The following is a 25,321-nucleotide window of genomic DNA, read 5'->3' as shown; positions in this document are numbered from 1 at the left end:
GCCCTCCGACTCCCCCTCACGGCCGATCGTGGTCGCGGGTGGGAGTCGGAGGCGTACGGGGTGCCGGCGGCGGATCGGTGTGCGGTGCTCACGCGACGGCGTCGGGGCGGCGCAGCGGGCCCAGGCCCATCCGCTCCATCAGGTAGCCGACGATCGCACTCGGGTCGGCGTGGATGGCTCCGCAGGGCGACCGCCGGATCATCCCGCGGTCGGTGAAGCGTTGCAGGAACAGCCCGACCCGGGAGCGGGTCGTGCCGATCATCGCGGCGTAGTCCTCGTGGCGCAGCTTGAGGCCGATCCGGATACTCCGGCCGGACGCGGTGCCGAACCCCTGCGCCAGGTCGAGCAGTCGCATCGCCAGGCGCGCCTCGCAGTCGGATGTGGTGTGTTGCAGCAGTAGTGAGCGGTGTCGGCGCGCCTTCAGCATCTGGCTCTGCAACCACACGTCGCAGATGCTCGCCTCGTCGAGCAGGTCCCGCAGGACGACGCTTTCGAGCACGATCAGATTCGTGTCGACCACGGCGGCGGGAATGTACTGGTTCGGCATTCCGGGAAGCGAGTCCTCGCCGAAGTACTCGTTCTTCGACAACACGTCGATAATTGTCCGGCGACCGTTCGGAGAATAGTGCTCCAGGCAGATCGCGCCGCTGTCGATGAAGTAGACGCGAGCGTCCGCGCCGTCCGTCTGCAACAGCTCGCCGGCCGCGAGCGCGACCCGTCGGGCCGCCACGGTGTGCGAGTAGAGGGTTGTTCGCACGCCCTTCATGAGACGGTTCGTCAGCTCGGATCCGCGCGGCACGAGCATGTCGTCCAGGACACTCGTGGCGGTCCGCGTGCCGGCCAGGTTCATCTCCGTCCACCGTCCCGATCTCTCGTCAGCGCGGTGCGCGGCGGGTCCACTCGGTGTCGGTCACACCGCACCAGGGATCGCACCGGACCATCAATGATCTTGACGTCCGTTCCTGATACGCTAGCGAGTCGCTCCGCCGGGCGTCAGTCGCGCGTTTTACCGGCACCGGCACACCGAACGGTTCCTCAGGTATGGCCACCCGGCCAGGATGGGTCCGATTCGGCGGCGACGTCAACCCGTGAAATGACCGCTCGCACCGCTTGTCGCCCACCGTGCGAGGGCGTGCCGCACCGCGCGGCACGCCACCCCGACTGGTGTAGCATGTCGGTTCCGGCCACTCGCGGACCGAACACGACACACTGCGTACGCGGCTGTCCGGCCGGCTGTCTCAGGCGTACGCGAGGAGGAAGTCGACGGTGCCGGTGCCACCGGGCTGGCCCGGCGGGACGGTCAGCCCCGGCTCGCTGTTCAGGACGTAGAAGCCCCCGTTGCCGATCAGGCGTGGAGTCACCGCCATCGCCTGGGCCGCCATGTTCGATCCGGTCGGTCGTACCACGCTGTCGAGCAGGAGCCGGAAGAGATTGTCGTTGAGGTTGGCGACGTGCAGGACCCGGTAGGAGCGCGGTGCGGGGGCTCCGGTGCTGGTCAGTCCCCAGATCGGCACGATCTGGTCGCGCCACCGGGCCGGGTTGTTGGTGATCGACGCGTCGTGGTTCTGTAGTTGGGTCTGGATGCCCGAGTGGATCCCGGCCAGGTGGATGTGGAGTTGGTCCTGCTGCCGGATCATCGGGTCGGCCGAGTTGACGCCGAGCCCGACGTGCGGGTAGACCACGTGTCCGGGCTGGCCGGGTTGGGCGTTGAGCCACGCGTCGAGCCAGTAGTTCGGTGCGGCGGCGGTGGTGATGAACGGGCACTCGATGCCGCTGACACGGCAGGTCGGGACGAGCAGGTAGTCGTGGTTGGACCCGGACCCGCCGTTGAGGAGCACGTACGTCGCGGTGGTGCGCAGGCACTGCGGGAACGGCGGTCCGGGCTTTGCTCCGGTGCAGACCTGCACCCGGTCCCACAGGTCGTACCGGCCACCGGTGTCGCTCGGGTAACCGCAGAGGGCGGACGGCGTGGGACAGGCGGCGGTGCCCGGCGCGCCCGGCGCATCCGGGGGCGTCGGAGCATGTCCCCCGTCGGGGGAGCCGCCGTCGGCCCGTGCCCGCCCGGCGGCGACCAGCCCCAGCAGGCCGGTGGCACCGACCGTTCCCGAGAGCCTGACGAACTGGCGTCTGCCCAGTTCCGTGCCGGTCCTGTCGTCGCCCACCATCAGCCTCCAGGGTTCCCGATCCGTGTGGATGCGCCGGTGTCCGTCCCGGACCAGCACGCCAGGAAGGACGATTCGGACGCCATGTCGACATTAAGGCGAAGGACCCGAAACCTCCTCGGTGCCGGGAGCCGGTCCCCTGATCGTGTCCGTCGGCTTGGTGATCACCGTCTCCGACCGCCGCGTTGACCTGAAGTGGGGTTGAGGACTTAGCGTTCGGACCGAGGACACGGAGAAGGGCAAGCCATGCGACTGTCACGTCTGTTCACGCCACGCACGGTGGCGAGCGCCCACTGCGACCTGCCGTGCGGGGTCTACGACCCGGCCCAGGCCCGCATCGAGGCAGAGTCGATCAAGGCGATCTGTGAGAAGTACCAGGCGAGCGACGACCCGGAGTTCCGGACCCGTTCGCTGGTCATCAAGGAGCAGCGGGCCGAGCTGGTCAAGCATCACCTGTGGGTGCTGTGGACCGACTACTTCAAGGCTCCGCACTTCGAGGCGTACCCGCAGTTGCACCGGCTCTTCAACGAGGCGACCAAGCTGGCCGGGGCCGGCGGCGCGAAGGGATCCGCGGACCCGGCCGTGGCCGACCGACTCCTGGCCCGGATCGAGGAGATCTCGACCATCTTCTGGGAGACCAAGAGGCAGTGACCGTGAGCCGGGCGGCACGTGCCGCCCGGCCTGGGCCGGGGGTGGGGGGGGGGGGGGGGGGGGGGCCCCCCCCCCCCCCCCCCCCACGTCTTCAGCTACGCAGGTTCCACTGCTGGTTCGTGCCGCCGTGGCAGGCCCAGAGGTGCACCTTCGTGCCGTTCGCGGTGCCGTTCCCGCTGGCGTCGAGACAGAGCCCGGACTGGGCACCGGTGATCGTGCCGTTCGGGTTGACCGTCCACTGCTGGTTGGGCTGGCCGTTGCAGTCCCAGATGATCGCCAGGGTGCCGTTCGCGGTGCCCTGGCCGGACGCGTCGAGGCACTTGGTGCCGTACACCACGAGCTGCCGGGCGGCGGTGTACGTGAAGCGCTGGTTGGTGCCGCCGTGACAGTCCCAGAGCTGGGCCTGCGTGCCGTTGGTGGTGCTCGATCCGCCGATCTCCAGGCAGCGGCCGGACTGCCCGCCGACGAGCTGGACGTTCTGCTGACCGCCGCCGCCCTGCGGTCCGGCCGCCGCCATCACCGCCTGCGCCCCGGCGGGCCAGTTGTTGTTGCTCACCGTGACGTTGCCGTTGACCACGTTGCCGCGATCGCCGTTGGTGACGTTGCTGCTGCCGTTGGTCGACCAGTTGGTGGTGACGGTGAAGTTGCCCATGTTCTCGGCGTACCAGTAGTTGGCGGTGGCCCAGGTGCCGGTCGAGGCGAAGACGTTGGTGCGGGCGGTGAAGTAGCGGGAGCCCTCGTCGAAATAGAGCCCGAAGTGGCCGTTGGTCCGCAGGCAGTAGTTGTCGGCGATCAGTCCGCCCGGATTCGCCGACAGCGTGTAGATGCAGCCGCCGTCGTTCATCTGCTGCATGACGTCGTGCACGTAGTTGCCGACGAGCCGGTTGTTGGACGCGGTGGTGGCGGTGCTGTAGCGCGGCTGGTAGTTGTACAGCCCCCGGTCGGCGTAGTGGTTGCTGCCCCCGGCGTCGTTGGAGCCCCAGCCGTACCCGATGGACATGCCGGTGTACGGCATGTTGTAGACCTCGTTGTACGAGACGGTGGAGTTGGTGACGTACGTGGTCAGCACCGAGACGATGCCCCGGTACTCGATGCCCAGGTCGTGCAGCCGGTTGTTGCTGATGGTGATGTCCCGGTTCACCATGCGCTGGTCGCTCGGGTGGTGGGCGTCGGCGCGTACGCCACCGACGACGATGCCACCGGCCACGTTGCGGGCGATCTCGGACCGGGTGATGGTGATGTTGCTGGCCCCGAGGCCGACGCCGCTGCCGTGGGCGTTGGCGTCGTTGCCGATGCCGATGGCGGTCTGACCGAGGTTGACGAACGAGGAGTCGCTGAAGGTGACGTTGTCGGCGGCCGAGATCTGCACGGCGGCCGGCATCTGCTGCCAGTTGGGGCGGGTGGCCTCGAACTGCGGGCAGCCGTTGTGGCAGGAGGTGAAGGCGGGCCAGCTCCAGTTCCCGGCGATGTACGCGCCGGTCTGCTGGTCCACGTACCCCTGGTTGCCGCTGGCGCCGAGCCAGCTCGTGCCGGTGACGGTGACCCCGCTGAACGTGATGTGGTGGGCCGGGGCCGCGTACGTGCCGCCGATCTGGATCAGGGACTGCACCGTCGGCAGCTCCACCCGGGCGGTGCTCATGTTCTGCCCCGCCAGCGGGATGTAGGACAGGGCACCGGTGCCCGGGTCCAGGTACCACTCCCCCGGCGCGTCCAGGAACTCGTAGGCGTTGCTCAGGTACAGCGGCCCGGCCCGGTGCGGGCTGGTGAAGGTGTCGTACCCGAAGTTGTTGTTGCTCCAGCCGGGTTGCTGCATCCGGATCTGGTTGCCGCTGATGCTCTGCACCGACACGTACCGGTCGGTGAACGAGTTGACGCTCTCCATCTGGACGCGGCTCTGGTTGGCCAGGTTGTTCAGGTAGCCCAACGCGCTGCTGGTGAAGCGCATCCCGGTGCTGTCGGCGGTGAAGTCGGCCCGGTTGACCTGGGTACGCGCCCGGGTGGCCACGGCACCGTCGACGTAGAGCTGTCGACTGTCCAGCCCGGCGCCGACGTTGGCCCGCCAGATGTTGCGCCCGGCGTCCACGAGCGACCAGCCGGTCACCGCGCGGGCGCCGCTGATCACCGGCCGGGCCGACGGGGCGGCCTGCCACAGCACGCGGTATCCGTTGGTGCCGGAGTCGGCGGCGGTGAAGCGCAGCGGCGCGGACAGCCGGTACACCCCGTCGGCCAGTTGCACCACGATGTCGCCGGACATCGCGCTGTTCAGGGCGCGGACGGCGGTCTGCGCGCCGGTCAGCGAGCACGGCGCGGTGGCGCTGCACGTGCTGCCGCTGCCGGTCGGCGAGGCGTACAGGGTGGTGGTGGCCGCGAGGGCCGGGGCGGCGGAGGTGGCCACGACGGTGGCGGTGAGCACGCTGGTCAGCGCCACCGTGGTCACTGCGGCCAGCACCCGTCGGGGTGTGGTGGGACGAGGCGGTCCGGTCACGGGAGGTCTCCTTCGGCTGGGACGGGTGGTGGTGGTCGTGCGGATGGTGGTCGTGCGGGTAGCGGCCGACTCAGCCCAGGAGCCCGCGCAGGTAGGCCAGCCCGTCGAGGGCGAGCCGGTCCGGCGACGGGGCGAGGGGCCGCCAGATGGACGCGGCGGTGGCGATCGTCTCGTTCTCGGCGGTGAACGACTCGATGCAGACCGCACCCCGGTAGCCGGTGCCGGCCAGCACCGCGAACAGGCGCGGCCAGTCCAGGTGGTCGCTGCCGGGAGCGCCCCGGTTGGTGCCGCTGACCTGGACGTGCTTGATGTACGGCCCGGCGACGGCGAGCGCGCCGTACGGGTCGGCCTCCTCGATGTTCATGTGATACGTGTCGATCATCAGGCCGACGTTCGACGGCAGACCGTCGATCAGGTCCACCGCCTGGTCGATCGTGTTGACCACACTGGTCTCGTACCGGTTGAGCGCCTCCACCCCGATGGAGACGCCCCGCGTACCGGCGTACTCGGCGACCGGGGCCAGGGCCCGGCGGAAGTCCGCGTAGCAGGCGGCGCGCTCGGCCGCCGACATCCGCCAGGTCCGGCCCACCGAGGCGTAGACCGGACCGCCGACGCTCGGCGCGCCGACGGCCGCCGCGCTGTCCACGCAGCCCTTGAGGTACGCCACGGTGGCCGCCACCACCGCCGGTGCGGCGTCGACCAGGTCCCGGCCGGGCGGGGTGACCGCGCAGACACCGGCCGCGCTCAGCCCGTGCGCCGCGAGCAGGTCCCGGGTCCGGACCGGATCCCAGTCCCCGGGCTGCTCGATCGGCAGCTCGACCGTGTCGAAGCCGAAGCCGGCGATCCGGGGCACCAGCGCGGTCAGGGCCGCGTCGTCGACCGGTGAGGTCCACACCCAGGGGTTGACGCCGATCTCGTACACCGGGGCCTACTTCCAGCGCTGGGGGTACCCGGGCAGGTCGGTGCAGCCACACATCGCGTAGTGCAGCGGCGGCATGTCCGGGTCGAGGTAGCGGTCCAGGTTCTCCTGGGTGATGGTCGGCTGCGGCAGCTTCCACGGGTCGGCCACCTGCTCGCCGTCGAGGATCCGCAGGGCGGCGATGATCGGCGTACGCCACTGGTAGGTCGGGTAGGTCGGCGCGATGGCGGTCAGCCCGGCCTCCTTCCACACCTTGAGGAAGTCGAGCTGGTCCTCGCCGTTGATCGGCGGCACCGGCTTGCCGGCGTCCTGGAACGCCTCCACCGCCGCGACCGCGACCGCCCCGGCGTCCATCCAGACGCCGTCGATGGTGCCGTACCGCTGGAGGTAGTCGTCGACGATCTTCTTGGTCTTGGCCGGGTCGCCGTCGGTGAACTCGACGCCGACGACGTCGACGCCCGCCTTGTCGAACGCGACCTTCGCCGCCGACCAGCGCGTCTCCAGCACGTCGACGCCGGGCAGGATGCGCAGCGCGAGCAGCTTGCCGCCGGGCTTCATCCGCTGGCTGACGAACTCCGCGCCCACGTGACCGAAGCCGTATCCGCCGATGGGGTTGATGAAGGTCACCGGGCAGTCCGTGTCGACACCGCGGTCGAAGACGATCACCGGCAGGCCGGTGCGACAGGCGGCCTCCACCGCCGGGGTGAGGGTGGCGGTCGTGTTCGGCGAGACGATCAGGGCGTCGCAGTCGCGGCCGAGCAGGTCGTTGATGTCGGCGATCTGCTTCTGGTCCTTGCCCTCGGCCTCCACGTGCACGAACTCGGCGATCCGGTCCCCCTGTGCGGCCACCTCGGCCTGCATGGTCTTGTAGCCGACCTGACGCCACGGGTTGTTCAGCGCCGCGTTGGAGAAGCAGATCCGGTGCGGCCCGGCCTTCTGGTAGGAGGCGGTGTCCACCATCACCGGGTCGAGCGCCTGCTCCCACGGCTTGTCCGCCGGGCCGGTCGGCGTGGCCTGCAACAGGGCCAACTCGGCGTCGTAGGCGGCCTGCGCGAAGAAGGAGGACTGCTCGCCGGTGCCCGCCCCGGCGGGCGCGGACGAGGCACCGGACGGGTTCGCCACCGGTTGGTCGGTGGCGCAGCCGGCGAGGGCCAGCAGTGTCACCGCGCCGAGCGCGGCCAGGAAGCGTTTCATCGGATCCCCTTCATCTGGACGTGGACCGTCGGGCCGCGACCGCGACGGCGGCCAGGATGATGGCGCCCTGGACCGCCGGTCGGAGCGCGCCCGAGATGCCGTAGAAGTTCATGAGCGCGAAGAGCAGTTCGAGGGTGGTGGCGCCGAGCATCGCGCCGACGACCGAGCCCCGGCCGCCGCCCAGCGCCACACCGCCGAGGACCACGGCGGTGATGGCACCGAACTCCAGACCGGCACCGGCCTGGAAGGAGACCCCGCTGTAGCCGCCGATCAGGATCGCCGCGACCGCCGCGGCGAGGCCGCTGAGGACGAAGGCGGCGGTGCGGGTACGCCACACGCGCACCCCGCTGAGCCGGGCGGTGCGCGGGTTGTCGCCGACGGCGACCAGGATCCGCCCGAAGTCGGCGCGGGTCAGCAGCACCGCCACGGTGGCGACGACCGCCAGGATCACCAGCGCGTACGGGATGCGGCCGAGCAGCGGCACGTCCTCGACGGCGCGCCGGCCGTACTGCCGGAACTCCTCGGTGAGCCCGCCCTTCGGCGCGCCGTCGGACCAGAGGTAGACCGCGCCGACGAGGATCAGGAACATGCCGAGGGTGGTGACGAACGAGGGCACCCCGAGCCGCGTGGTGACCAGGCCGTTGACCAGTCCGACGAGCGCGCCGCCGACGAGCAGCACCAGCACCACCGGCCAGGTCCGCGTCGGGTCGCTGTCGATCAGCCGGGCGGCCACCACCACCTGCGCGGTGACCAGGGCGCCGACGGAGAGGTCGAACTCGCCGCAGACGATCACGAAGTACTGACCGGCGGCGAGCAGGATGATCGGTGCCGAGCGGCCGAGGAACGACATCAGCGACGGCGGGCTGAGGAAGTCGGGCTGGCGGACGGTGATCAGGACCAGCAGCACCACCAGGATCGCCAGGATCGGTGCCAGGCCACCGGGCCGGGTCCACTGCGCCGGTCGGAGCCGACGCCGAAGGGTCTGCGTGCTCACCCGGCCGCCTTCCGCATGCTCCGACGGGCGTAGACGGCCACCGCCGCGATGATGACCACGCCCCGGACCACCTGCTTGGCGAACGCGTCGACGGCGAGCTGGTTGAAGACGGCGTCGATGGTGGCGAGCAGCAGCACGCCGCCGACCGTGCCGACCACGCCGCCCCGGCCGCCGGCCAGTGCGGTGCCGCCGATCACCACGGCGGCGATCGACTCCAGGTCGTAGAGGCCCTCCGAGCCGACGCGGGGCGCACCCGAGCCGAGCCGACTGGCGAGGTAGATGCCGGCGATCCCGGCGCAGAGCGAGCAGAGCACGTGCGCGGTGACCCGCACCCGGTCGGTGCGTACGCCGGAGAGCCGGGCGACCTCCTCGTCACCGCCGACGGCGAGCAGGTGGTGACCGAACCTGGTCCGGGCCAGCGCGAACCAGCCCGCCCCGGCCACCAGGAGCAGCAGCAGGAAGGCCAGCGGCACCGGACCGACGCGCTGGTAGCCGAGGGTCTGCACGAGGGTCGGTGAGGTGGTCCCGGCCGGGCCGGCGTACCCGTTGTCGAGGTATCCCTTGAGCAGCAGCCCGACGCCGAGCGTCGCGATGAACGCGTTGATCCGCCCGGCGGTGACGAGCAGGCCGTTGAGCAGCCCGATCCCGGCGCAGACCAGCAGCGTCAGGCCGATCGCGGGCAGCAGCGCGCTGTCCCGCCCGGCCATCGTCTCGGCGGCGACCAGCGTGCTCAGGCTGACCACGTACGCGACCGAGAGGTCCAGCGAGCCGCCGAGGATGACCAGGGTCTGCCCGACGGCGACGAAGCCCAGTCCGGCGGCGACGTGCAGCAGGCTCACCGTCGTCGACTGGTTGACGAGTTGACCGCCGTCGAGCAGGACGACCAGCCAGCCGATGGTGAGGGTGAGCGCGAGGGCCACGAACACCCCGGGCACCGGGCGGCGGGCGGGCAGCAGCGCGCGGGTGGTCACGCGGCGGTCTCCCATACCGTGCCGAGGGCGAGCCCGACCACGTCCTCCTCGCGGCTGCCGGCGGGCAGTTCACCCACGATCCGGCCGTCACGCATGACCACGATCCGGTCGCTCATGCCGAGCAGCTCGGGCAGGTCGGACGAGATCATCAGCACGGCGGCGCCCTCTGCGGCGAGGCGGCGGACCAGGTCGTGGATCGCCGACTTCGCGCCCACATCGATGCCGCGGGTGGGTTCGTCGAAGAGCAGGACCCGGGGGTGCAGGGCGAGCCACCGGGCCAGCACGACCTTCTGCTGGTTGCCGCCGGAGAGGAAGCGGATCTCCTGGTGGTCACCGGCGGCGCGGACCTCGACGGCGGCGAGCAGTTCCCGCACCCGGGCGGTGCGCGCGGCCCGGCCGGAGCGGATCGGGAAGGCGGCCCGACCGGCCAGCAACGCGTTGTCGAGCACCGACTGACGGCCGATCGTGCCCTCGCCCTTGCGGTCCTCGGTGACGTAGGCGATCCCGGCCCGCATCGCCGCACGCGGGGAGCGCAACCGGACCGGCCTGCCGTCGAGGCTGACCTCGCCGGTGGTGAACGGGGCGGCCCCGAACAGGGCTCGGGCCAGCGCGGAGCGGCCGGAGCCCTGGAGCCCGCCGACGCCGAGCACCTCGCCCGCGCGCAGGTCCAGCTCGACGTCGCGCAGTCTGCGGTTCCCGCCGCGCCGGACGGTGAGCCGGACCGCGCCGACGTCGGCCGGGGCGGCGCGCGGCGGGTAGTAGTGCGACAGTTCGCGGCCGACCATGTGCCGGACGAGGTCGTCGGCGCTGGTGTCGGCGGTGTCCGTGGTGGTCACCCGGCGGCCGTCCTTGAGGACGGTGATCCGGTCGGACAGGTCGAAGACCTCGGCGAGCCGGTGCGAGACGTAGAGGATGCCGATGCCCTGTTCCTGGAGGCGGCGCACCAGGGCGTAGAGCAGGGTCACCTCGTGGTCGGCCAGGGCGGCGGTCGGCTCGTCCATGATGATCAGCCGGGCGTCCAGGGCGAGCGCCTTGGCGATCTCCACGACCTGCTGCTGCGCGACGCTGAGCCGCCCCACCGGCGCGTCGGCCGGCAGGGCCGTCTCCCCGACCGAGGCGAGGAGTCGCCGGGTGCGTTCGCGCATCCGGCGACGGTCGACCAGGCCACGGTGGGTGGGTTCGTGGCCCAGGAACACGTTCTCCGCGACGGTGCGTTCCGGCAGCAGGTTGAACTCCTGGTGGATGATGCCGATGCCGGCCCGCTGGGCGTCGCGCGGGCCGCCGAAGACGCGCGGCTCGCCGTCGAGGGCGACGGTGCCCGTGTCGGGGGCGTACCCGCCGGAGACGATCTTCATCAGGGTGGACTTGCCCGCGCCGTTCTCGCCGACGACGGCGTGCACCTCACCGGCGGCGACGTCGAGATCCACCCCGTCGAGCACGCGGACGCCGAGGAAGGACTTGCTGATTCCCCGCAGCGCGAGCAGGGGCGCCGGACGCCGGTCTGACATCGTCGAAGATCCTCACGGATAGTAGCCATGATCGGATGCCGTCCGCCGCCGGAGATCCTCCAGCGTGGACGGTCGATACTGTTTCCTCATCGAAGTGCGGCACTTCGTGTTGTCGTGCTCAAACTTTCGCTTGACACAACCGAAACATCACACGTATGAAGATAGATGTTCGGGTATGAGTTCGCAATCCCCCTCCCGCCAGGGACTTTCGGGCACCGTCCCATCGGCGCGGACCGGGAGAGTCACACCTGCGCGAGAGCCAGCACCGACACGGAGACACCGTTCATGGCGTCGTTAACATCCGACGACATCGATGCAGGATGCGCTCCGGCTCCCCACCCCCACGGAACGGCACCTCGGTCCGACATGACGGTGAGTCACCACCGCAAGCGTCGGCGCGCCACCCGTATCCCCTGCCCGTCCAACGAGGAGACGCCATGCGTCGCACGACAACCATCATCGGAGTGATCGCGGGTCTGTTACTGACCTTCGCGGTCGTGAACCCGGCGGCGGCGGCTCCCGCCTTCCGGGCCCTGGTGTTCACCAAGACCGCCGGTTACCGGCACGACTCCATCCCGGCCGGCGTCGCGATGTTCCAACAGCAGGCGGCGGCCAACAACTTCGAGGTGGTGCACAGCGAGGACTCGTCCGTGTTCACCCCGGCCAACCTCGCCACCTTCGACGTCCTCGTGATGTTCCAGACCTCCGGCATGGTCTGGACCTCGGCCGCCCAGCGTCAGGCGGTGGAGGGTTTCCTCGCCTCCGGCAAGGGGATCGTCGCCGTCCACAACGCCACCGACATGGGCATCGAGGGTGAATACACGTGGTGGGACCAGACCGTCAACGGCGGCGCGCACATGCCGGAACACTCCCCCGGCGTCCTGCCCGGCACCGCCATCGTGGCCGACAAGAAGCACCCCTCCACGGCCACCCTGCCGGACCGCTGGAACCGCAGCGAGGAGTGGTACAACTTCGACAAGAACCCGCGCGGTGACGTACACGTGCTGGTCACGGCGGACGAGCGGACGTACAACCCCGGCTCCCGGGCGATGGGTCCGGACCACCCGATCTCCTGGTGCCGCAGCGTCGGCGGCGGTCGGGTCTGGGCCACCGCCATGGGCCACGCCATCGAGTCCTACAGCGAGACCCACTTCCGCAACCACGTGCTCGGCGGGGTGAAGTGGGCCGCCGGCAACGAACCCGGCGACTGCGGCGGCACGGTCTGGGGCAACTTCGAGAAGCGCTCGCTGGACACCAACACCGTCGACCCGATGGCCCTGGCGGTGACCCCCGACGGCCGGGTGATCTACGTCCAGCGCGGCGGCCAGATCAAGATCTTCAAGCCGAGTACGAACAGCACCGTCACCGCGGGCACGCTCAGCGTCTACACCGGTGGCGAGGACGGCCTCACCGGGCTGGCCCTGGACCCGAACTTCGCCACCAACGGGTACGTCTACCTGTACCACTCCCCCGCCAGCAGCTCCACCGACATCAACCGGGTCTCCCGCTACACGCTGAGCGGTGACACGTTGACCATGTCCAGCGGGGTCACCGTCATCGACATCCCGGCGTACCGCGACCGGACGTACCCGGAGCCCGGCCACACCGGCGGGTACATGGAGTTCGGGCCGGACGGCAACCTCTACATCGGCACCGGTGACGACGTCGCGCCGAACCTCGACCCCAACTGGCAGGGTTACGCGCCGCTGGACTGGCGCTCGGGCAAGCACATGCTCGACGCCGCCCGCACCGCCGGCAACACCAACGACCTACGGGGCAAGCTGCTGCGCATCCGGCCCTCGGCGAGCGGCGGTTACACCATCCCCTCCGGCAACCTCTATCCGCAGGGGACGGCGCAGACCCGGCCCGAGGTCTACGCGATGGGCTTCCGCAACCCGTTCCGCTTCTCCATCGACCCGGCCAACGGCTGGGTCTACCTGGCCGACTACGGGCCGGACCGGAACCCGCCGACCACCAACCGTGGCCCGGAGGGTCTCGTCGAGCTGAACGTGATCAAGGCACCGGGCAACTACGGCTGGCCGTTCTGCCACGGCGACAACCAGCCGTACGCGCCGTACAACCCGGACACCGGTGCGGTCGGGGCCAAGTTCAACTGCGCCGCCCCGGTCAACAACTCCCCCAACAACACCGGCCTGACCAGCCTGCGCCCGGTGGTCGCGCCGAACATGTGGTACGGCTACGGCACCTCGACCACCTTCCCGGAGCTGGGCTCCGGCGGCTCGGGGCCGATGGGCGGCCCGGTCTACCGCTACAACGCGGCGAACCCGTCGCAGACGAAGTTCCCGCCGTACTACGACGGGGTGCACTTCTTCTACGAGTGGTCGCGCAGCTACCTCAAGGAGGTGCACTTCGACTCGGCGACGGCGGTCACCCGGACCAACGCGTTCCTGCCCACCACCCGGTTCAACAAGCCGATGGACATGGAGTTCGGCCCGGACGGATCGCTCTACCTGCTGGAGTGGGGCACCAACTTCGGCGGCGGCAACAGCGACTCGGGTCTCTACCGGATCGACTACGTCCAGGGTGGGCGGTCCCCGATCGCGAAGGCCGCCGGCACGCCCACCAGCGGCAACGCCCCGTTGACGGTGCAGTTCTCCAGCGCCGGGTCGGCGGACCCCGACCCCGGTGACACGCTCAGCTACCAGTGGACCTTCGGTGACGGCACCACGTCGACGGCGGCCAACCCGTCGCACGTCTACACCGCCAACGGCAACTACACCGCCCAGCTCAAGGTCACCGACAGCACCGGCAAGACCGGCTTCGCCAACGTGGCGATCACGGTCGGCAACACCGCCCCGGTGGTCACCATCACCACACCGGCGCACGGCGGCATGCTCACCTTCGGCGACCGGGTCTCCTACCAGATCAGCGTCTCCGACCCGGGTGGGGCGGCGATCGACTGCGCCAAGGTGATCCTCAACCCGGCGCTCGGGCACGACGACCACGCGCACGAGACCACCGACCTGCCCGGCTGCTCCGGCACCATCTCCACCGACCTGCTCGGCGGGCATCCGGATGGCGCGAACCTGTTCTACGTGCTCAACGCGCGGTACACCGACAACGGCGGGGCGGGCGGGGCCGCACCGCTGACCGGGCACGCACAGGTGATCCTCCAGCCCAAGCACAAGCAGGCCGAGTACTACAGCAGCCAGTCCGGCACCCGGGTGGTCGACCAGGCCGGCGCGGAGAGCGGCAAGCGGATCGGTGACATCTCCAACAACGACTGGGTGGCCTTCACCCCGATGAGCCTCTCCGGCATCAGCACGGTCAGCTACCGGCTGTCGTCACCCTCCGGCGGCGGCACGATCGAGCTGCGGGCCGGTTCCCCCACCGGCACGCTGCTGGCCACCACGCCGGTCCCGGCCACCGGCGGCTGGGACAACTACCAGTCGACGCCACCGGTGAACGTCACCGCCCTGGCCGGTACGCACACCCTGTACCTGGTCTTCAAGGGCAGCGGCAACAACTGGTTCGACCTCGACTCGCACACGTTCGGCGGTGCGGGGGTCGGTGTCGGCGGCACCGGCGGGGTGGCCGGGCGGACCTGGACCCTCACCGCGCAGCACAGCGGCAAGGTGATGGACGTCAACGGGGTCTCCACCGCCGACGGCGCCCAGATCCACCAGTGGGCCGCCAGCGGCGGGAACAACCAGAAGTGGCAGGCGGTCGACGCCGGCAACGGTGCCGTCACCCTCCGGGCGGTGCACAGCGGCAAGTGCGCGGAGATCGTCGGTTCGTCCACCAGCGCGGGTGCCTTCCTCCAGCAGGCCACCTGCGGCACCGGCAACCAGCAGAGGTTCACCGTCACGGCGACCGGCACCAGCGGCGTCTACACGGTCCGCAGCGTGCTGAGCGGCCTCTGCCTGGACGTCAACGGCGCGGCCACCACCGACGGCGCGCGGTTGGTGCAGTGGACCTGCCACGGCGGCACGAACCAGCAGTGGCGGTTCGGCGCGGCCTGACGACCGCGACGCTGATCCGCCGATGACAGCAGTCGGGACCGGCCTCCACATACGGGAGCCGGTCCCGACCGCCGTGCGCGGACCCGGTCAGCGTGCGCGGACCCGGGCGGGTTGTGCGGACCCGGGGCGACGTGCGCGAACCCGGGGCGGCCTGTGCGGCCCCGGACGGCGTGCGCAGACCCGGTCGGGTCAGTGGCCGTCGGACTCGGCCAGCGGTGCGCCGGCACGCCCGCCGTGGCCGTTCACGCCGCCGACCGTCGCGCCGGTCGGCAGGTACGCCGTCCGGGTCGGTGCCGGACCGCCGTACTCCGGCAGCAGCCGTCGTCCCGCCGACCCGGGCCGGACGTCGGGCCCCTCGGTGCTGCGGGCCGCCGGAGGGCGGACGGCGGCGCGGATCGTCCGCTCGTCGACGCGGACGCCGAGGCCCGGCGCGTCGCCGAGGACGAAGGCACCGTCCTCCACGTGCAGGTCGAGCGTGACGCCGACCGGCGGACGCAGGTCCTGCAACTCGCTGGTCAGGTGGTTGGGCACCGACGTCGCCGCGTGCAGCAGCCCGACCGGACTGTTGCCGATCGGGCTGACCGGCAGGTCGTGGGCGTGCGCCAGGGCCGACGTACGCAGGAAGTGGGTGACTCCCCAGACGGCGGCGGCCTGGACGATGTCGACCGCCCCGGCGGCGATCAGCGGGCGGTACTGCTCCAGCCCGGTCAGGTTCTCGCCGGTGGCGACGGAGGCACGCACCCCCCGGCCGACGGTGGCCAGGCCCTCGGCGTCCCAGCGGCGGACGGGCTCCTCGATCCAGATGAGATCGAGGGTGCGTTCGAGTTCGCCGACGTGGCGGACGGCCTGCTTGCGGGTCCACGCCTCGTTGACGTCGAGCATCAGACCGGGGCGGCGTCCGTGCCCGGCCTCGGTCAGCACCTGTTCGACCAGGCCGAGGCGATGCCGGTCGCGGGCGATGTCCAGACCGCCCTTGAGCTTGGCGGCGCGCAGGCCGTGCGCGGCGTACGCGCGGTAGGTGTCGACCAGCTCGTCGTCGGTCAGGCCGATGTCCAGGCCGGAGGCGTACGCGGGCACCCGCCGGTCGCGTCCGCCCAGCAGTCGCCAGAGTGGCTGGCCGGCGGCCTGCGCCTTGATGTCCCAGAGGGCGGTGTCGAGCGCGCCGATGGTGCCGAAGACCGCGCCCGCGTGTCCGGCCTTGAAGCTGTGGCGCAGCATCCGGTCGTAGAGCGTCGGGACGGCGCGCGGGTCCTCGCCGTCGAGGGCCGCGAAGACGCGTTCGATCTCCACGTGCGGGCCGAGGCCGACTCCGGAGATCCCCTCGTCGGTGTCGACGACGACGATCGACACCGGGACCACCCCGTCGGCGAGGACGCCGTTGGCGTCACCGACGGGGCGGCCCCATTCCTGCACCGTGGTGAGCGTCCGATATCCGGTGATCCGCATGTCAGCCCTTCGTGGAGCCGGCGGCGACGCCGTCGGCGATCTGGCGCTGGAGGAAGAGGTAGACCAGCAGGACGGGGAGCGCGGCGATCAGCACCCCGGAGGCGAAGGTCGGGATGTCGTCGGAGTACTGCCCGCGCAGAGAGGTCACGCCCACCATCAGGGTGCGCTGGTCGGCCGAGGGCATCATGACCAGCGACATCAGGACGTCGTTCCAGCAGAACAGGGCGTTGAGGATGCCGACGGAGAGCAGCGCCGGGGTGCCCAGCGGCAGCATGATCCGGCGGTACACGCCGTAGAGGCTGTTGCCGTCGATCCGGGCCGCGTCGATGATCTCCGGCGGGATCGACCGGTAGTAGCTGGTCATCAGGAAGACGGTGAAGGGCAGGAACTGGGCGACGTAGACCAGGATCAACCCGGGGTACGTGTCGATGAGCGCGGTGTCGGCCATGATCCGGGCCAGCGGCACCATGATCACCTGGAACGGCACGAAGAGACCCGCGAGGCAGCCGAGGAAGAGCGCCCGCGACCCACGGAAGCGCACCTGGCTGAGGGCGAAGCCGGCCATCGAGCCGAGCAGCAACAGCAGGAGCACCGACGACGACACCACGATCACCGAGTTGACGAAGTATCGGCTCATGCCGACGCTGCTCCACGCCGTCTCGATGTTGTCCCAGCGCAGCCTGTCGGTCAGGGCGAAGCGGTCGAGGATGTAGTCGCGCCGGGTCTTCATCGCGACGTTCGCGGTGAACAGCAGGGGGTAGATCGTCGCCAGGGCGAGCACCAGCATCGGGACGGCGATCAGCCACCGCCCCGGCCGCAGTCGGGACATCAGTTCTCCCTTCCGGCCCGGCTGAGCAGCTTGATCTGCACCAGCCCCACCACGAGCATGATCACGAAGAGGACCGTCGAGGCGGCCGACGCGAGGGCGGGCCGGTTCATCTGGCCCTGCTGGATCCAGATGTAGTACTCCGGCAGGTAGGTGGACCCCTCCGGGCCGCCGCTGGTCATCACGAACAGCAGCCCGAACATCGAGGTCAACATGCCGATCATCGTGGTCACGAAGACGAACTGGATGGTCCGGGACAGCCCCGGGACGATCACGTGCCGGATGACCTGGGGCAGCGAGGCCCCGTCCACCCGGGCGGCGTCCAGCAGGGCGGCGTCGAGGGTCGCGAGCCCGGCGAGGAAGACCACCAGGGACATCCCGAAGGTGGCCCAGACGTGCACGCCGACCACCACGAACATCGCGATGTCCGGGTCGCCGAGCCAGTCGATCGGCCCGACACCGGCCGGGCCGAGGAGGGAGTTGAGCGGGCCGTCCACCGCGAGCAGCAGGTTGAAGATCGCGCCGACGATGACCGGGGAGAGCACGGCCGGGAAGAAGTAGACGCTGCGGTAGAGCCGGTGCCCGGGGACCCGCAGGTAGATGAAGGTCGCCAGCAGGCCGGGGATCGCCACCGCCACCGGCAGCAACAGCACCAGCCACCCGACGTTGCCCAGCGCGGTCCGGAACAGCGGGTCGGCCAACAGCTCCCGGTAGTTGTCGACGCCCACCGCCGTGCCGTCGCGGGCCCCGTCCCCGGTGAACGAGAAGTTGACGCCGAGCAGCAGCGGATACAGCCGCAGCACCACGATGATCAGTACGGCCGGGGCGACCAGGACGTACGGTGCGAGGCGCTCGGAGCGCAGGCGGCCGGCGGCCCGCGCCGCACCGGTCCGGCGACGGTCGGCCGCCGCGTCGGTCCGTCCGGCCGGAGCCGGACGGACCGACGACTGCGCGTTCCCGATCGGCACGAACTCAGCCCGCCTGGTCGGAGGCGGCCAGTTGCCGCACCACCTCGTCGACGCCGGCCGAGCCGCTGAGCAGTTGCTGGGACAGTCTGCCCATCAGGTCCAGGGTCTTGGAGGAGAGCGCCACGTGCAGGGCCGGCTTGCCGTCCGCGGTCTCGGCCACGATGCCCGCCACCGCCGGGCCGCCCTGCGACACGTCGATCGTGGTGTCGGCGGCGATCGCGCCCGCGTCGGCGTAGAAGGTCTTGAGCGCCTCGGTCGAGGTGAGCGAGCGGACCAGGTCGGCGGCGACCTTCGGGTCCTTGGTCCACTTGGCCACGCCGTAGCCGATCCCGCCGTCGAAGGGCAGGCTCGGGGTGGTGCCCTCGGTGACCACCGGGGCGTTCATCACGCCGAGCTTCTCCGGCGTCAGGAACTCGTTGAAGTCCTTCCAGTGCCCGACGTCCGACATCAGCCCGATGACGTGGGCGGCCTTGCCGGACTGGAAGAGGGCGAACCCGTCGTTGAACATCGCGGTCGAGTTCGCGCCGTCGGTGTTCAGCCCGGCGTCGCCGGCCTCCTGCCAGAGCTGGAAGACCCGCTTGACGTGCGGTGAGTTCCAGTCGCGCTTGCCGGCGACCCAGTCGTCGTACTCCTGCGCGGTGAGCGTGGCGGAGCCCAGTGCGGAGAGCCAGAACTGGATGCCCGCGCCCTCCTTGTTGCCGAGTGCGAAGCACTTGGCACCGGCTCTGGCGATGGCGGCGCAGTCGCTGAGGAACTCGGTCCAGGTCGTCGCCGGGGCGGCGGGGTCGAGCCCGGCCTTCTCGTACAGCGCCTTGTTGTAGTAGATCGGGTGGCCCTGCAACGTCACCGGACCGGCGTAGGTGCGGCCCTCCTCGGTGAAGGCGTCCCAGCCGGCCAGGCGCTCCCGGTCTTCGGCGAGATACTCGTCCAGCGGCACCAGCGTGTCGACCCGGTCCCGGATCTGGCCGCCGCCGTTGAACAGCATGACGTCCGGGCCCTTACCGGCCTGGATCGCCGCGCCCAGCAGGGTGTAGTACTGGTCGAACGGCTGCGCGACGAACTCGACCGTCACGTCCGGGTGCTTCGTGGCGAAGTCCGCCTTGGCCTTGTCGAGATACGCGGCGGCGGACGCCTCACCGGACTTCCAGTCCCACACCACCAGCTTGCCGTCCGCGCCACCGCCGGACCCGCCCGATCCGGTGGCGCTTCCACAGCCGGCCGTCGCTACCAGTCCCACAACGAGGACGGCGGACCAGAGTGCGCGTTTCATCGTTGTTCACCTCTGAACGGGAATGGCCGACGGCTCCACCGCAGGCCAACAATGTGCGAAAACGTAACTCGTATGACGTCTGACGTCAACGGTCAGACGTACACTGACCACCGGACGTCGTGCCACGGCAAGCAAATCGGAGGGGACATGACGCCATCGCAGGAGACGACCGTGGACGCCACGGCCGCCCCGGCCTGGACCCGCCGGCCGCAGAACCTGGCGCGCGCCGTCACCGCCGAGTTGGTGCAGCGGATCGTGCGCGGGATGCATCCGTCCGGTTCTCCCCTGCCCCCCGAGCCCGTGCTCTGCGAGACCTTCTCGGTGAGCCGGACCGTGGTCCGGGAGGCGGTGAAGGTCCTCCAGGAGAAGGGCCTGGTGCAGGTACGCCAGGGCGCCGGCACCACGGTCACCGAGCCCTCGAACTGGGACATGCTCGACGAACTCGTCCTCGCCGCCACCATCGCCGAGGACGACAGCCTCGCCATCCTGGACGACCTGGTGGTCACCCGCCGGCTGCTCGAATCGGACATGGCGCACGTCGCCGCCCGGCAGGCCGACGGCGAGACCATCGAGCGCCTGCGGGCGCTGGTCGACCGGATGGACGAACTCGTCGACGACACTGTCGCCTACCACGAGCACGACCGGGCCTTCCACGACACGGTGATGCAGGCGTCCGGCAACCGGATCGCCCGTGGGGTGGTCCGCTCGCTGGAGAGCCAGGTCGCCAACACCGCGCGGTACATGGGTCGCACCCAGCGCTCGCTCTGCGTGGCGTCCAACCGGGGACACCGTCGCATCTACGAACGGATCGCCGCCCGCGACCCGGCCGGTGCCGCCGAGGCGATGTTCACCCACATCACCGAGGCGTGGCTGGTCCGCCGCAAGGGCTCCGGCAAGCCGACCCGACTGCAACGCTGACACCGCCCCTCCATTCGCCGTCGGCAGCCGTCACCGGTCGTCGACCGGTGACGGCTGCCGTGGTGATCCCGCTGTCCTGCCGAGGTCAGGAGAACTGCGCGAAGAACCGCCAGATCTCGCCCTTGGTCCAGGTCGTGATGCCGCTCTCGCCGTACGTCCCGTCCACCGGGCCGGGCATGTGTCCGTTGTCGAAGGCCGCCCACTGCACCGGGTAACCCGACCGGCAGCCGGAGTACACGGTGGTGATGTGGGTGCGGCTGCCGCCACCGGGCTCGGGCGGGTTCTGCGCCGCGCACCCGTTGTTACGGACGAACGTGTCGCGCAGCGCGCGCCCCTGACCGATGTTGAGCACGTTGTCCGAGATGCCGTGCAGCCCGAAGTACGCGATCGGCTGGGTGCCGCCGGAGCAGCCGCTGATCTGGGCACCGGCGATCACCGCGACGGCCCGGAACACGTCGGCCCGCGCACAGGCCAGGGCGTAGCTCATGCCGCCGCCCCAACTGAAGCCGGTGGCGAAGCGCTGCCTCGGGTTGACGCAGAGGTCGCTCTCGATCCGCCGGATCATGTCGTCCACGAACGTGACGTCCTCGCCACCGGCGTTGCCCCAGCCGTTGCCGAGCCCCTGCGGCGCGACCAGGATCGCGCTGTTGTTGGACTGCTCCTGCTGGCCGTAGTACGACCAGGCGGTCCCGCTGGTGCCGCCGTTGGAGATCTCCTGCATGGTGCCGCCACGCCAGTGGAAGGCGAAGATCAGCCGGTACGGGTTGTTCGGCTGGTAGTTGGCGGGTACGCGCAGGATGAACGACCGGCTCTTGCCGCCGCTCTGGATCGTGTGCGTACCGCTGGTCAGGGTGGGCGTACGGCCGCATCCGGTGCCGCCCGGCGGGTTGGGGTTGCTCCCGTCGACGCGGACGAGCTGCCACTGCTGGTTGCCGCCGTTCCAGTCCGCGTACTGGACGATGTTCGCCCCGTCGGCGGTCGACGCGCCTTGGACCTCCACGACCTTGCCGCTGTGCCGGCTGACCAGCCGGACGTGGCCGCCGTCCGAGTCGGCCAACCGGAACTGCTGGTTGGCCCCGTTGTTGTCCGACCAGGCGACGATCGGGGCACCGTCGGCGGTGGACAGGTTCTGCACGTCGAGGACCTTGCCGGAGTGCCGGGACTTGAGCCGATAGAAGCCGCCGCCGGAGTCGACGAACTGCCACTGCTGGTTCGCGCCGTTGTTCCGCGTCCACTGGGTGATCCGCGCGCCGTCGTTGGTGGCCGAGGCGTACAGGTCCAGCGCCTTGCCGCTGGTCCGGTTCACCAACACGTACCACGCGGTGGTGTCGACCGTCGCGGCGGACGCGGGCGTGGCGCTCACCGCCACGACCGTGCCGGCCGTCATGACCACGGCGAGCGCGGCGGCCAGTACGGATCGTCGACCGCGTCTCGGCGGGGAGGCGGGACGGGCCTCGCCGATGACTGTCATGGTCCACTCCTTCGGTCGGGGTCGCCTGCGGGCGGGACCGCCCGCGCGCGCCCGGCTGGGGGTGCCGGCGTCGGGTGGTGGCGTCAGCACGTCGGTGTGTCGTGGGGATGCCCGGACGGCGGCGCCCGATCCGGCGACACGAGCCCACGAGGGAGCGGTCCACCAGGTCGGGGCGTGGTGTCGACGCCGGACGACCGGACCGCTCGCTCATCGAAATCTAACGATGCAAACGTCATACGTCAAACGACAGATGTAGGGCTGTCCCGGAAAGTGGCTGCACTGCGCCTCGCCGGGGACCAGAATGGCGCGGTGCGGATCACCGAGATCGACCCCGGCGGCGACGAGACACTGGCCCGGACGCTGCTTTCGATCCAGCACGCGGCGTACGCGGTGGAGGCGTCCCTCATCGGCGACGACCGGATCCCGCCCCTGCACGAGACGCTCGACGCGCTGCGCACCGCGCCGCTGCGCTGGCTCGGCGCCCACCACGACGGACGGCTGGTCGGAGCGGTGGCCTGGTCGGAGGACCCCACCGAGCGGGACATCGACCGGCTCATGGTGGACCCGACGGCCCACCGTCGCGGCACCGGCACCGCCCTGGTGCGGACGCTCCTCGCCTCGGCCGGCGACCGGCGGACCGTGGTCGCCACGGGCGCGGCGAACCTCCCGGCCCGCCGGCTCTACGAGCGTCTCGACTTCCGCCTGATCGGCGAGCGCGAGGTCATCCCCGGCCTCCGGATCGCCGAGTACGCCCACGAACCGGCGACCTGAACCACCCTCCCGTCGTCACCTGCCTCGCCCCGGTCCAGGGAGACGGGTGGCGTGTCGGGCTCCGGGACAGAAACGGCGTGGTCAGACCAGCCCGAGGCCGATGGCGAGTTGGGTGATCGTCGTCGACGCGTCCTGGTCACGGGCCACGTGGGCGACCATCTCTCGCACCGCCGGTCGGTGCCGGATCTCGGCGGGCGCGGTGGCGTCGGCCTGGATCAGCACTCGGGCCGCGTTGGTGGCGTCGTCGGTGTCCAGGTAGGCGCGAGCGGCGTCGACGAGGTGCGCGGCGCGATGCTCGACGGGCAGCCACCGCCACTCGTCCCGGCCGATCGCCTGCTCGTGCCGCGCGACGGCGTCCGAGGTGTCGCCGAGTTCGATGGCGGCGGTGACCCGGGCCAGTTCGACGGAGGTCGGGCCGAAGGCGGTGCGATGGTGGTCGTGTCCCTCGCCGACCCGGGCGGCCATTTCGGCGGCTTCGTCCAGCAGGTCAGCGGCGGCGCGGTCGTTGCCGCAGGTCGCGGCGATGAGGGCGGCCTGCACGAGCAGGCTGCCGCAGAGCGACACCTCCGGCGGTTCGCCGGTGTCGGGGTCGGCTGGGGCGATCTGGTAGGCGGCGGCCAGCATCACCGAGCGCGCCCGCGCCGACGTCCGGAGCACCTGACCGAGCTGCACCGACGCGCACGCCAGCAACAGGCGGTCGCCGGTAGCGGCGGACATGGCACGGTCGGCGGCCAACCAGGCAAGCTGATGCTCGTCCAGCTTGACCAACAACGCCGTGGTGACCCGGTACGCCTCCACCACCAACGCCCGACCCACCTCCGGATCCTGGGCGTACGCCCGGTGCACGGTGGTCAACAGCCCCGGCAGCAGGTCGATCAGGTGCGGGTATCGGGCGTGCTGGTAGGTGGTCCACGCGTGCGCGACCTCCCGCGCCACCCGCTCCGGCGGCATCACCTCGCCGCGCGCCGACGGGCGGCCGAGGGCCATCTCGTACGTCGACATCGCCGCCCTGATCCGGGCGACACCCTCATGACGCTCAACCGCATCGGCGGGCTCGACGTCCCGGCCGAGCAGAGTCGCGGCGTCCACCCGCAGCACGGTGGCGATGTCGCGGATGACCGACAGGCGCTCCAGCGACCGCACGCCACGTTCGACCTTGTCGACCCAACTCTTCGACTTGCCCAGGCGGTCGGCGAACGTCTGCTGCGACAGATTCCGCCGCGCTCGCAGGTAGGCGACCCGCCGCCCGATCGGAACCGGGTCACCGGGCACGACGCCACCGCCGATCCGGCACCGCCCGGGTCGTCTCCTCGACCGGTATCCGCTCCGCCTCAGCCTGCGCCAGGATGCGTTGCTTCGCGGCCTCCCGCTCCGCCGCCTCTGCCTGCTCGCCACGGCTGTGCCCTCGCTCGTGTTCCACGCCGCCCACGTACGACCCCTCATCAGACAGGGCACGGCGGTGTGGGTACTCGGGAAGATGTGGCCACCGCCGCGCCGGTGCAGAGGCGCGACCGCAGCACATCGAAGAAGGACGAACATGCGGACCGCGCTGTAGTCGGGACGCTACGGAACGCACACGTGCTAGCTGGAACGCTTACGCACCACCACTACGCGGCCAGGCTCATCCGCTCGCACAGCCCCCGCAACTCCGGCGACGTCGCGCCCTTACGCAGCAACGACCGTGCCGTCTCCCGCGCCGACACCGACGAACGGGCGTGTTGCGACCCGACCCGCTCCGCAGCGAGCAGCATCCGCACCGCATCCCGATCCCGGCCGACCGCCTCAGCGGCACGGCCCATGTCGAGCCAGAAATACACCTGCCGCACCGCTGGCAGGCCCGCCAGCTCCACGCCCGATGCCGTCTGCAACGCCGCCTCCGGACGACCCGTGTCGAGCAGGAACGCCATCAGCCACAGCGCCACGTTCCGTGGCCCCCAGGCGAGATCCCAACTGTCGGTCTCCCCGGTGTGCGCCGCGATCTGCCCCGCTTCGGCAAGGTGCTCCTCCGCACCCGCCTGATCCCGCAGCCCGGCGAGGTGATGCGCCCGTGCCAGATGCAGAAACCCCAACACGTCCAACGCCCCATCAGCGCCGCTGCCCGAAAGATCGCCAGCCGCGACGTCGCACAGCGCCCGCGCCGGACCGTACGCCCCCGAATAGGCCGACACCCGCGCCCGGTTCGCCGCCGCAACCCCGGCCGCCACCGGGTCATCAAGCAACCCGGCCGCCTCGGCACACCGCTCTGCCGCCAGCCACGCATGCGCCGGGTAGCTGACGTTCAGCAACGACCCCATCGCCACGCCGTACACCGGCACCATCTCCGCCAACGCCACTCGCCGATCGGTGAGGCCGTGCATCGCCGGCACCAGATCGACAAGCCGCCGCAACGCGCCCGCGTAGTCACACCGCCCATACAGGCCACGCACGAGCGCCGCCTCTCGGCACACCTGATCGACAGTCGCCACCGCATCGGAACGCTTGGACATCGGCGTGTCCATCATGATCCGCCAGACTCGCTCCGCGTCGATGCGCGCCGCGTCGAGCTGCCGATCAGCCGGTGTGTACCCCTGCCCGGTCAGGTCCACTACCGAGCATTCAAGAGCCGCCGCCAGATCCACCACCATGTACCGGTCGGTGCGCTGCTGACCACGCTCGATCCGCGACCACGAGGTGTGGGAGATGCCTGCGCGACTGGCCGCGTAGCGCACACTCCAACCACGCAACTCCCGACGAGCACGAATACGATCACCAATCGAGGGATCAACAGGTATCGGCCGACGAGCC

At 70.7% G+C, this 25,321-nt stretch carries 20 protein-coding genes; 4 read left to right on the top strand and 16 right to left on the bottom strand.

Features of this window, described 5'->3' with window-relative positions:
- Window positions 1-88: 88 nt before the first annotated feature.
- Both ACIBMZ_RS22450 and ACIBMZ_RS22445 read right to left on the bottom strand, forming a co-directional pair.
- Complete coding sequence (locus tag ACIBMZ_RS22450) at window positions 89-757, bottom strand: Crp/Fnr family transcriptional regulator (RefSeq protein WP_396696769.1); 669 nt, start codon at window positions 755-757, stop codon at window positions 89-91.
- A 481-nt stretch (window positions 758-1,238) separates the two neighbouring features.
- Entirely contained in the window at window positions 1,239-2,162 is a 924-nt protein-coding gene (locus ACIBMZ_RS22445) for a CDP-diacylglycerol diphosphatase (protein WP_396696767.1), read from the bottom strand.
- Between the two features lie 246 nt (window positions 2,163-2,408).
- Between ACIBMZ_RS22445 and sodN the strand changes: the two genes are divergently transcribed.
- Window positions 2,409-2,813 (top strand): superoxide dismutase, Ni, encoded by a 405-nt coding sequence (gene sodN, locus ACIBMZ_RS22440; protein ID WP_396696765.1) that lies wholly within the window; start codon window positions 2,409-2,411, stop codon window positions 2,811-2,813.
- Window positions 2,814-2,904: 91 nt separating this feature from the next.
- Here sodN and ACIBMZ_RS22435 read toward each other — a convergent pair whose 3' ends face one another.
- The 6 genes from ACIBMZ_RS22435 to ACIBMZ_RS22410 all read right to left on the bottom strand — a co-directional run bounded on the left by ACIBMZ_RS22435 (window position 2,905) and on the right by ACIBMZ_RS22410 (window position 10,884).
- Window positions 2,905-5,298, bottom strand: a complete 2,394-nt coding sequence (locus ACIBMZ_RS22435) for an RICIN domain-containing protein (RefSeq protein WP_396696763.1) — start codon at window positions 5,296-5,298, stop codon at window positions 2,905-2,907.
- Between the two features lie 70 nt (window positions 5,299-5,368).
- A complete protein-coding gene (locus ACIBMZ_RS22430; RefSeq protein WP_396696761.1) occupies window positions 5,369-6,220 on the bottom strand; it encodes a sugar phosphate isomerase/epimerase family protein in 852 nt (283 codons plus the stop codon).
- A 6-nt stretch (window positions 6,221-6,226) separates the two neighbouring features.
- On the bottom strand, window positions 6,227-7,411 hold the full coding sequence (locus ACIBMZ_RS22425) for a substrate-binding domain-containing protein (RefSeq protein WP_396696759.1): 1,185 nt from the start codon (window positions 7,409-7,411) through the stop codon (window positions 6,227-6,229).
- A gap of 10 nt (window positions 7,412-7,421) precedes the next feature.
- The gene (locus tag ACIBMZ_RS22420) at window positions 7,422-8,405 is read right to left on the bottom strand and encodes an ABC transporter permease (protein WP_396696757.1); all 984 of its coding nucleotides are present in this window, start codon (window positions 8,403-8,405) and stop codon (window positions 7,422-7,424) included.
- A complete protein-coding gene (locus ACIBMZ_RS22415) occupies window positions 8,402-9,376 on the bottom strand; it encodes an ABC transporter permease (RefSeq protein ID WP_396696755.1) in 975 nt (324 codons plus the stop codon). Before ACIBMZ_RS22415 ends, ACIBMZ_RS22420 begins: the two co-directional genes overlap by 4 nt.
- Window positions 9,373-10,884, bottom strand: coding sequence for a sugar ABC transporter ATP-binding protein (locus ACIBMZ_RS22410; protein ID WP_396696753.1), 1,512 nt, complete (start codon window positions 10,882-10,884; stop codon window positions 9,373-9,375). The genes ACIBMZ_RS22415 and ACIBMZ_RS22410 overlap by 4 nt, the downstream gene beginning before the upstream one ends.
- 437 nt (window positions 10,885-11,321) lie before the next feature.
- Between ACIBMZ_RS22410 and ACIBMZ_RS22405 the strand changes: the two genes are divergently transcribed.
- Entirely contained in the window at window positions 11,322-14,867 is a 3,546-nt protein-coding gene (locus tag ACIBMZ_RS22405; RefSeq protein WP_396696751.1) for a ThuA domain-containing protein, read from the top strand.
- 189 nt (window positions 14,868-15,056) lie between these two features.
- On the opposite strand, the gene ACIBMZ_RS22400 is transcribed toward ACIBMZ_RS22405, so the two are convergent.
- From ACIBMZ_RS22400 to ACIBMZ_RS22385, 4 genes are read right to left on the bottom strand one after another with little or no spacing between them, the layout of a single operon-like run.
- Window positions 15,057-16,313, bottom strand: coding sequence for a mandelate racemase/muconate lactonizing enzyme family protein (locus ACIBMZ_RS22400; protein ID WP_396696749.1), 1,257 nt, complete (start codon window positions 16,311-16,313; stop codon window positions 15,057-15,059).
- Between the two features lies 1 nt (window position 16,314).
- Window positions 16,315-17,142: a carbohydrate ABC transporter permease gene (locus ACIBMZ_RS22395; RefSeq protein ID WP_396696747.1), complete on the bottom strand. Its 828-nt coding sequence runs from the start codon at window positions 17,140-17,142 to the stop codon at window positions 16,315-16,317.
- Window positions 17,142-18,107, bottom strand: coding sequence for a carbohydrate ABC transporter permease (locus tag ACIBMZ_RS22390; protein WP_396696745.1), 966 nt, complete (start codon window positions 18,105-18,107; stop codon window positions 17,142-17,144). Before ACIBMZ_RS22390 ends, ACIBMZ_RS22395 begins: the two co-directional genes overlap by 1 nt.
- Window positions 18,108-18,111: 4 nt before the next feature.
- Window positions 18,112-19,377, bottom strand: a complete 1,266-nt coding sequence (locus ACIBMZ_RS22385) for an ABC transporter substrate-binding protein (protein ID WP_396696743.1) — start codon at window positions 19,375-19,377, stop codon at window positions 18,112-18,114.
- 147 nt (window positions 19,378-19,524) lie between these two features.
- On the opposite strand from ACIBMZ_RS22385, the gene ACIBMZ_RS22380 reads away from it, so the two are divergent.
- On the top strand, window positions 19,525-20,295 hold the full coding sequence (locus ACIBMZ_RS22380) for a FadR/GntR family transcriptional regulator (protein ID WP_396696741.1): 771 nt from the start codon (window positions 19,525-19,527) through the stop codon (window positions 20,293-20,295).
- An 85-nt stretch (window positions 20,296-20,380) separates the two neighbouring features.
- On the opposite strand, the gene ACIBMZ_RS22375 is transcribed toward ACIBMZ_RS22380, so the two are convergent.
- The gene (locus ACIBMZ_RS22375) at window positions 20,381-21,766 is read right to left on the bottom strand and encodes an RICIN domain-containing protein (RefSeq protein WP_396696739.1); all 1,386 of its coding nucleotides are present in this window, start codon (window positions 21,764-21,766) and stop codon (window positions 20,381-20,383) included.
- Window positions 21,767-22,075: 309 nt separating this feature from the next.
- Between ACIBMZ_RS22375 and ACIBMZ_RS22370 the strand changes: the two genes are divergently transcribed.
- On the top strand, window positions 22,076-22,537 hold the full coding sequence (locus ACIBMZ_RS22370; RefSeq protein ID WP_396696737.1) for a GNAT family N-acetyltransferase: 462 nt from the start codon (window positions 22,076-22,078) through the stop codon (window positions 22,535-22,537).
- 81 nt (window positions 22,538-22,618) lie between these two features.
- On the opposite strand, the gene ACIBMZ_RS22365 is transcribed toward ACIBMZ_RS22370, so the two are convergent.
- The 3 genes from ACIBMZ_RS22365 to ACIBMZ_RS22355 all read right to left on the bottom strand — a co-directional run bounded on the left by ACIBMZ_RS22365 (window position 22,619) and on the right by ACIBMZ_RS22355 (window position 25,290).
- Window positions 22,619-23,809, bottom strand: coding sequence for a helix-turn-helix domain-containing protein (locus ACIBMZ_RS22365; RefSeq protein ID WP_396696735.1), 1,191 nt, complete (start codon window positions 23,807-23,809; stop codon window positions 22,619-22,621).
- Entirely contained in the window at window positions 23,799-23,957 is a 159-nt protein-coding gene (locus tag ACIBMZ_RS22360) for a hypothetical protein (RefSeq protein WP_254876825.1), read from the bottom strand. Before ACIBMZ_RS22360 ends, ACIBMZ_RS22365 begins: the two co-directional genes overlap by 11 nt.
- A 187-nt stretch (window positions 23,958-24,144) precedes the next feature.
- The gene (locus ACIBMZ_RS22355; protein ID WP_396696930.1) at window positions 24,145-25,290 is read right to left on the bottom strand and encodes a helix-turn-helix domain-containing protein; all 1,146 of its coding nucleotides are present in this window, start codon (window positions 25,288-25,290) and stop codon (window positions 24,145-24,147) included.
- Window positions 25,291-25,321 lie beyond the last annotated feature (31 nt).

The organism is Micromonospora sp. NPDC049900 (genome assembly GCF_044461025.1).
Classification (GTDB): domain Bacteria; phylum Actinomycetota; class Actinomycetes; order Mycobacteriales; family Micromonosporaceae; genus Micromonospora.
The sequence above is the reverse complement of the archived record's forward strand: the minus strand, read 5'-3'. Positions and strand labels throughout refer to the sequence as shown.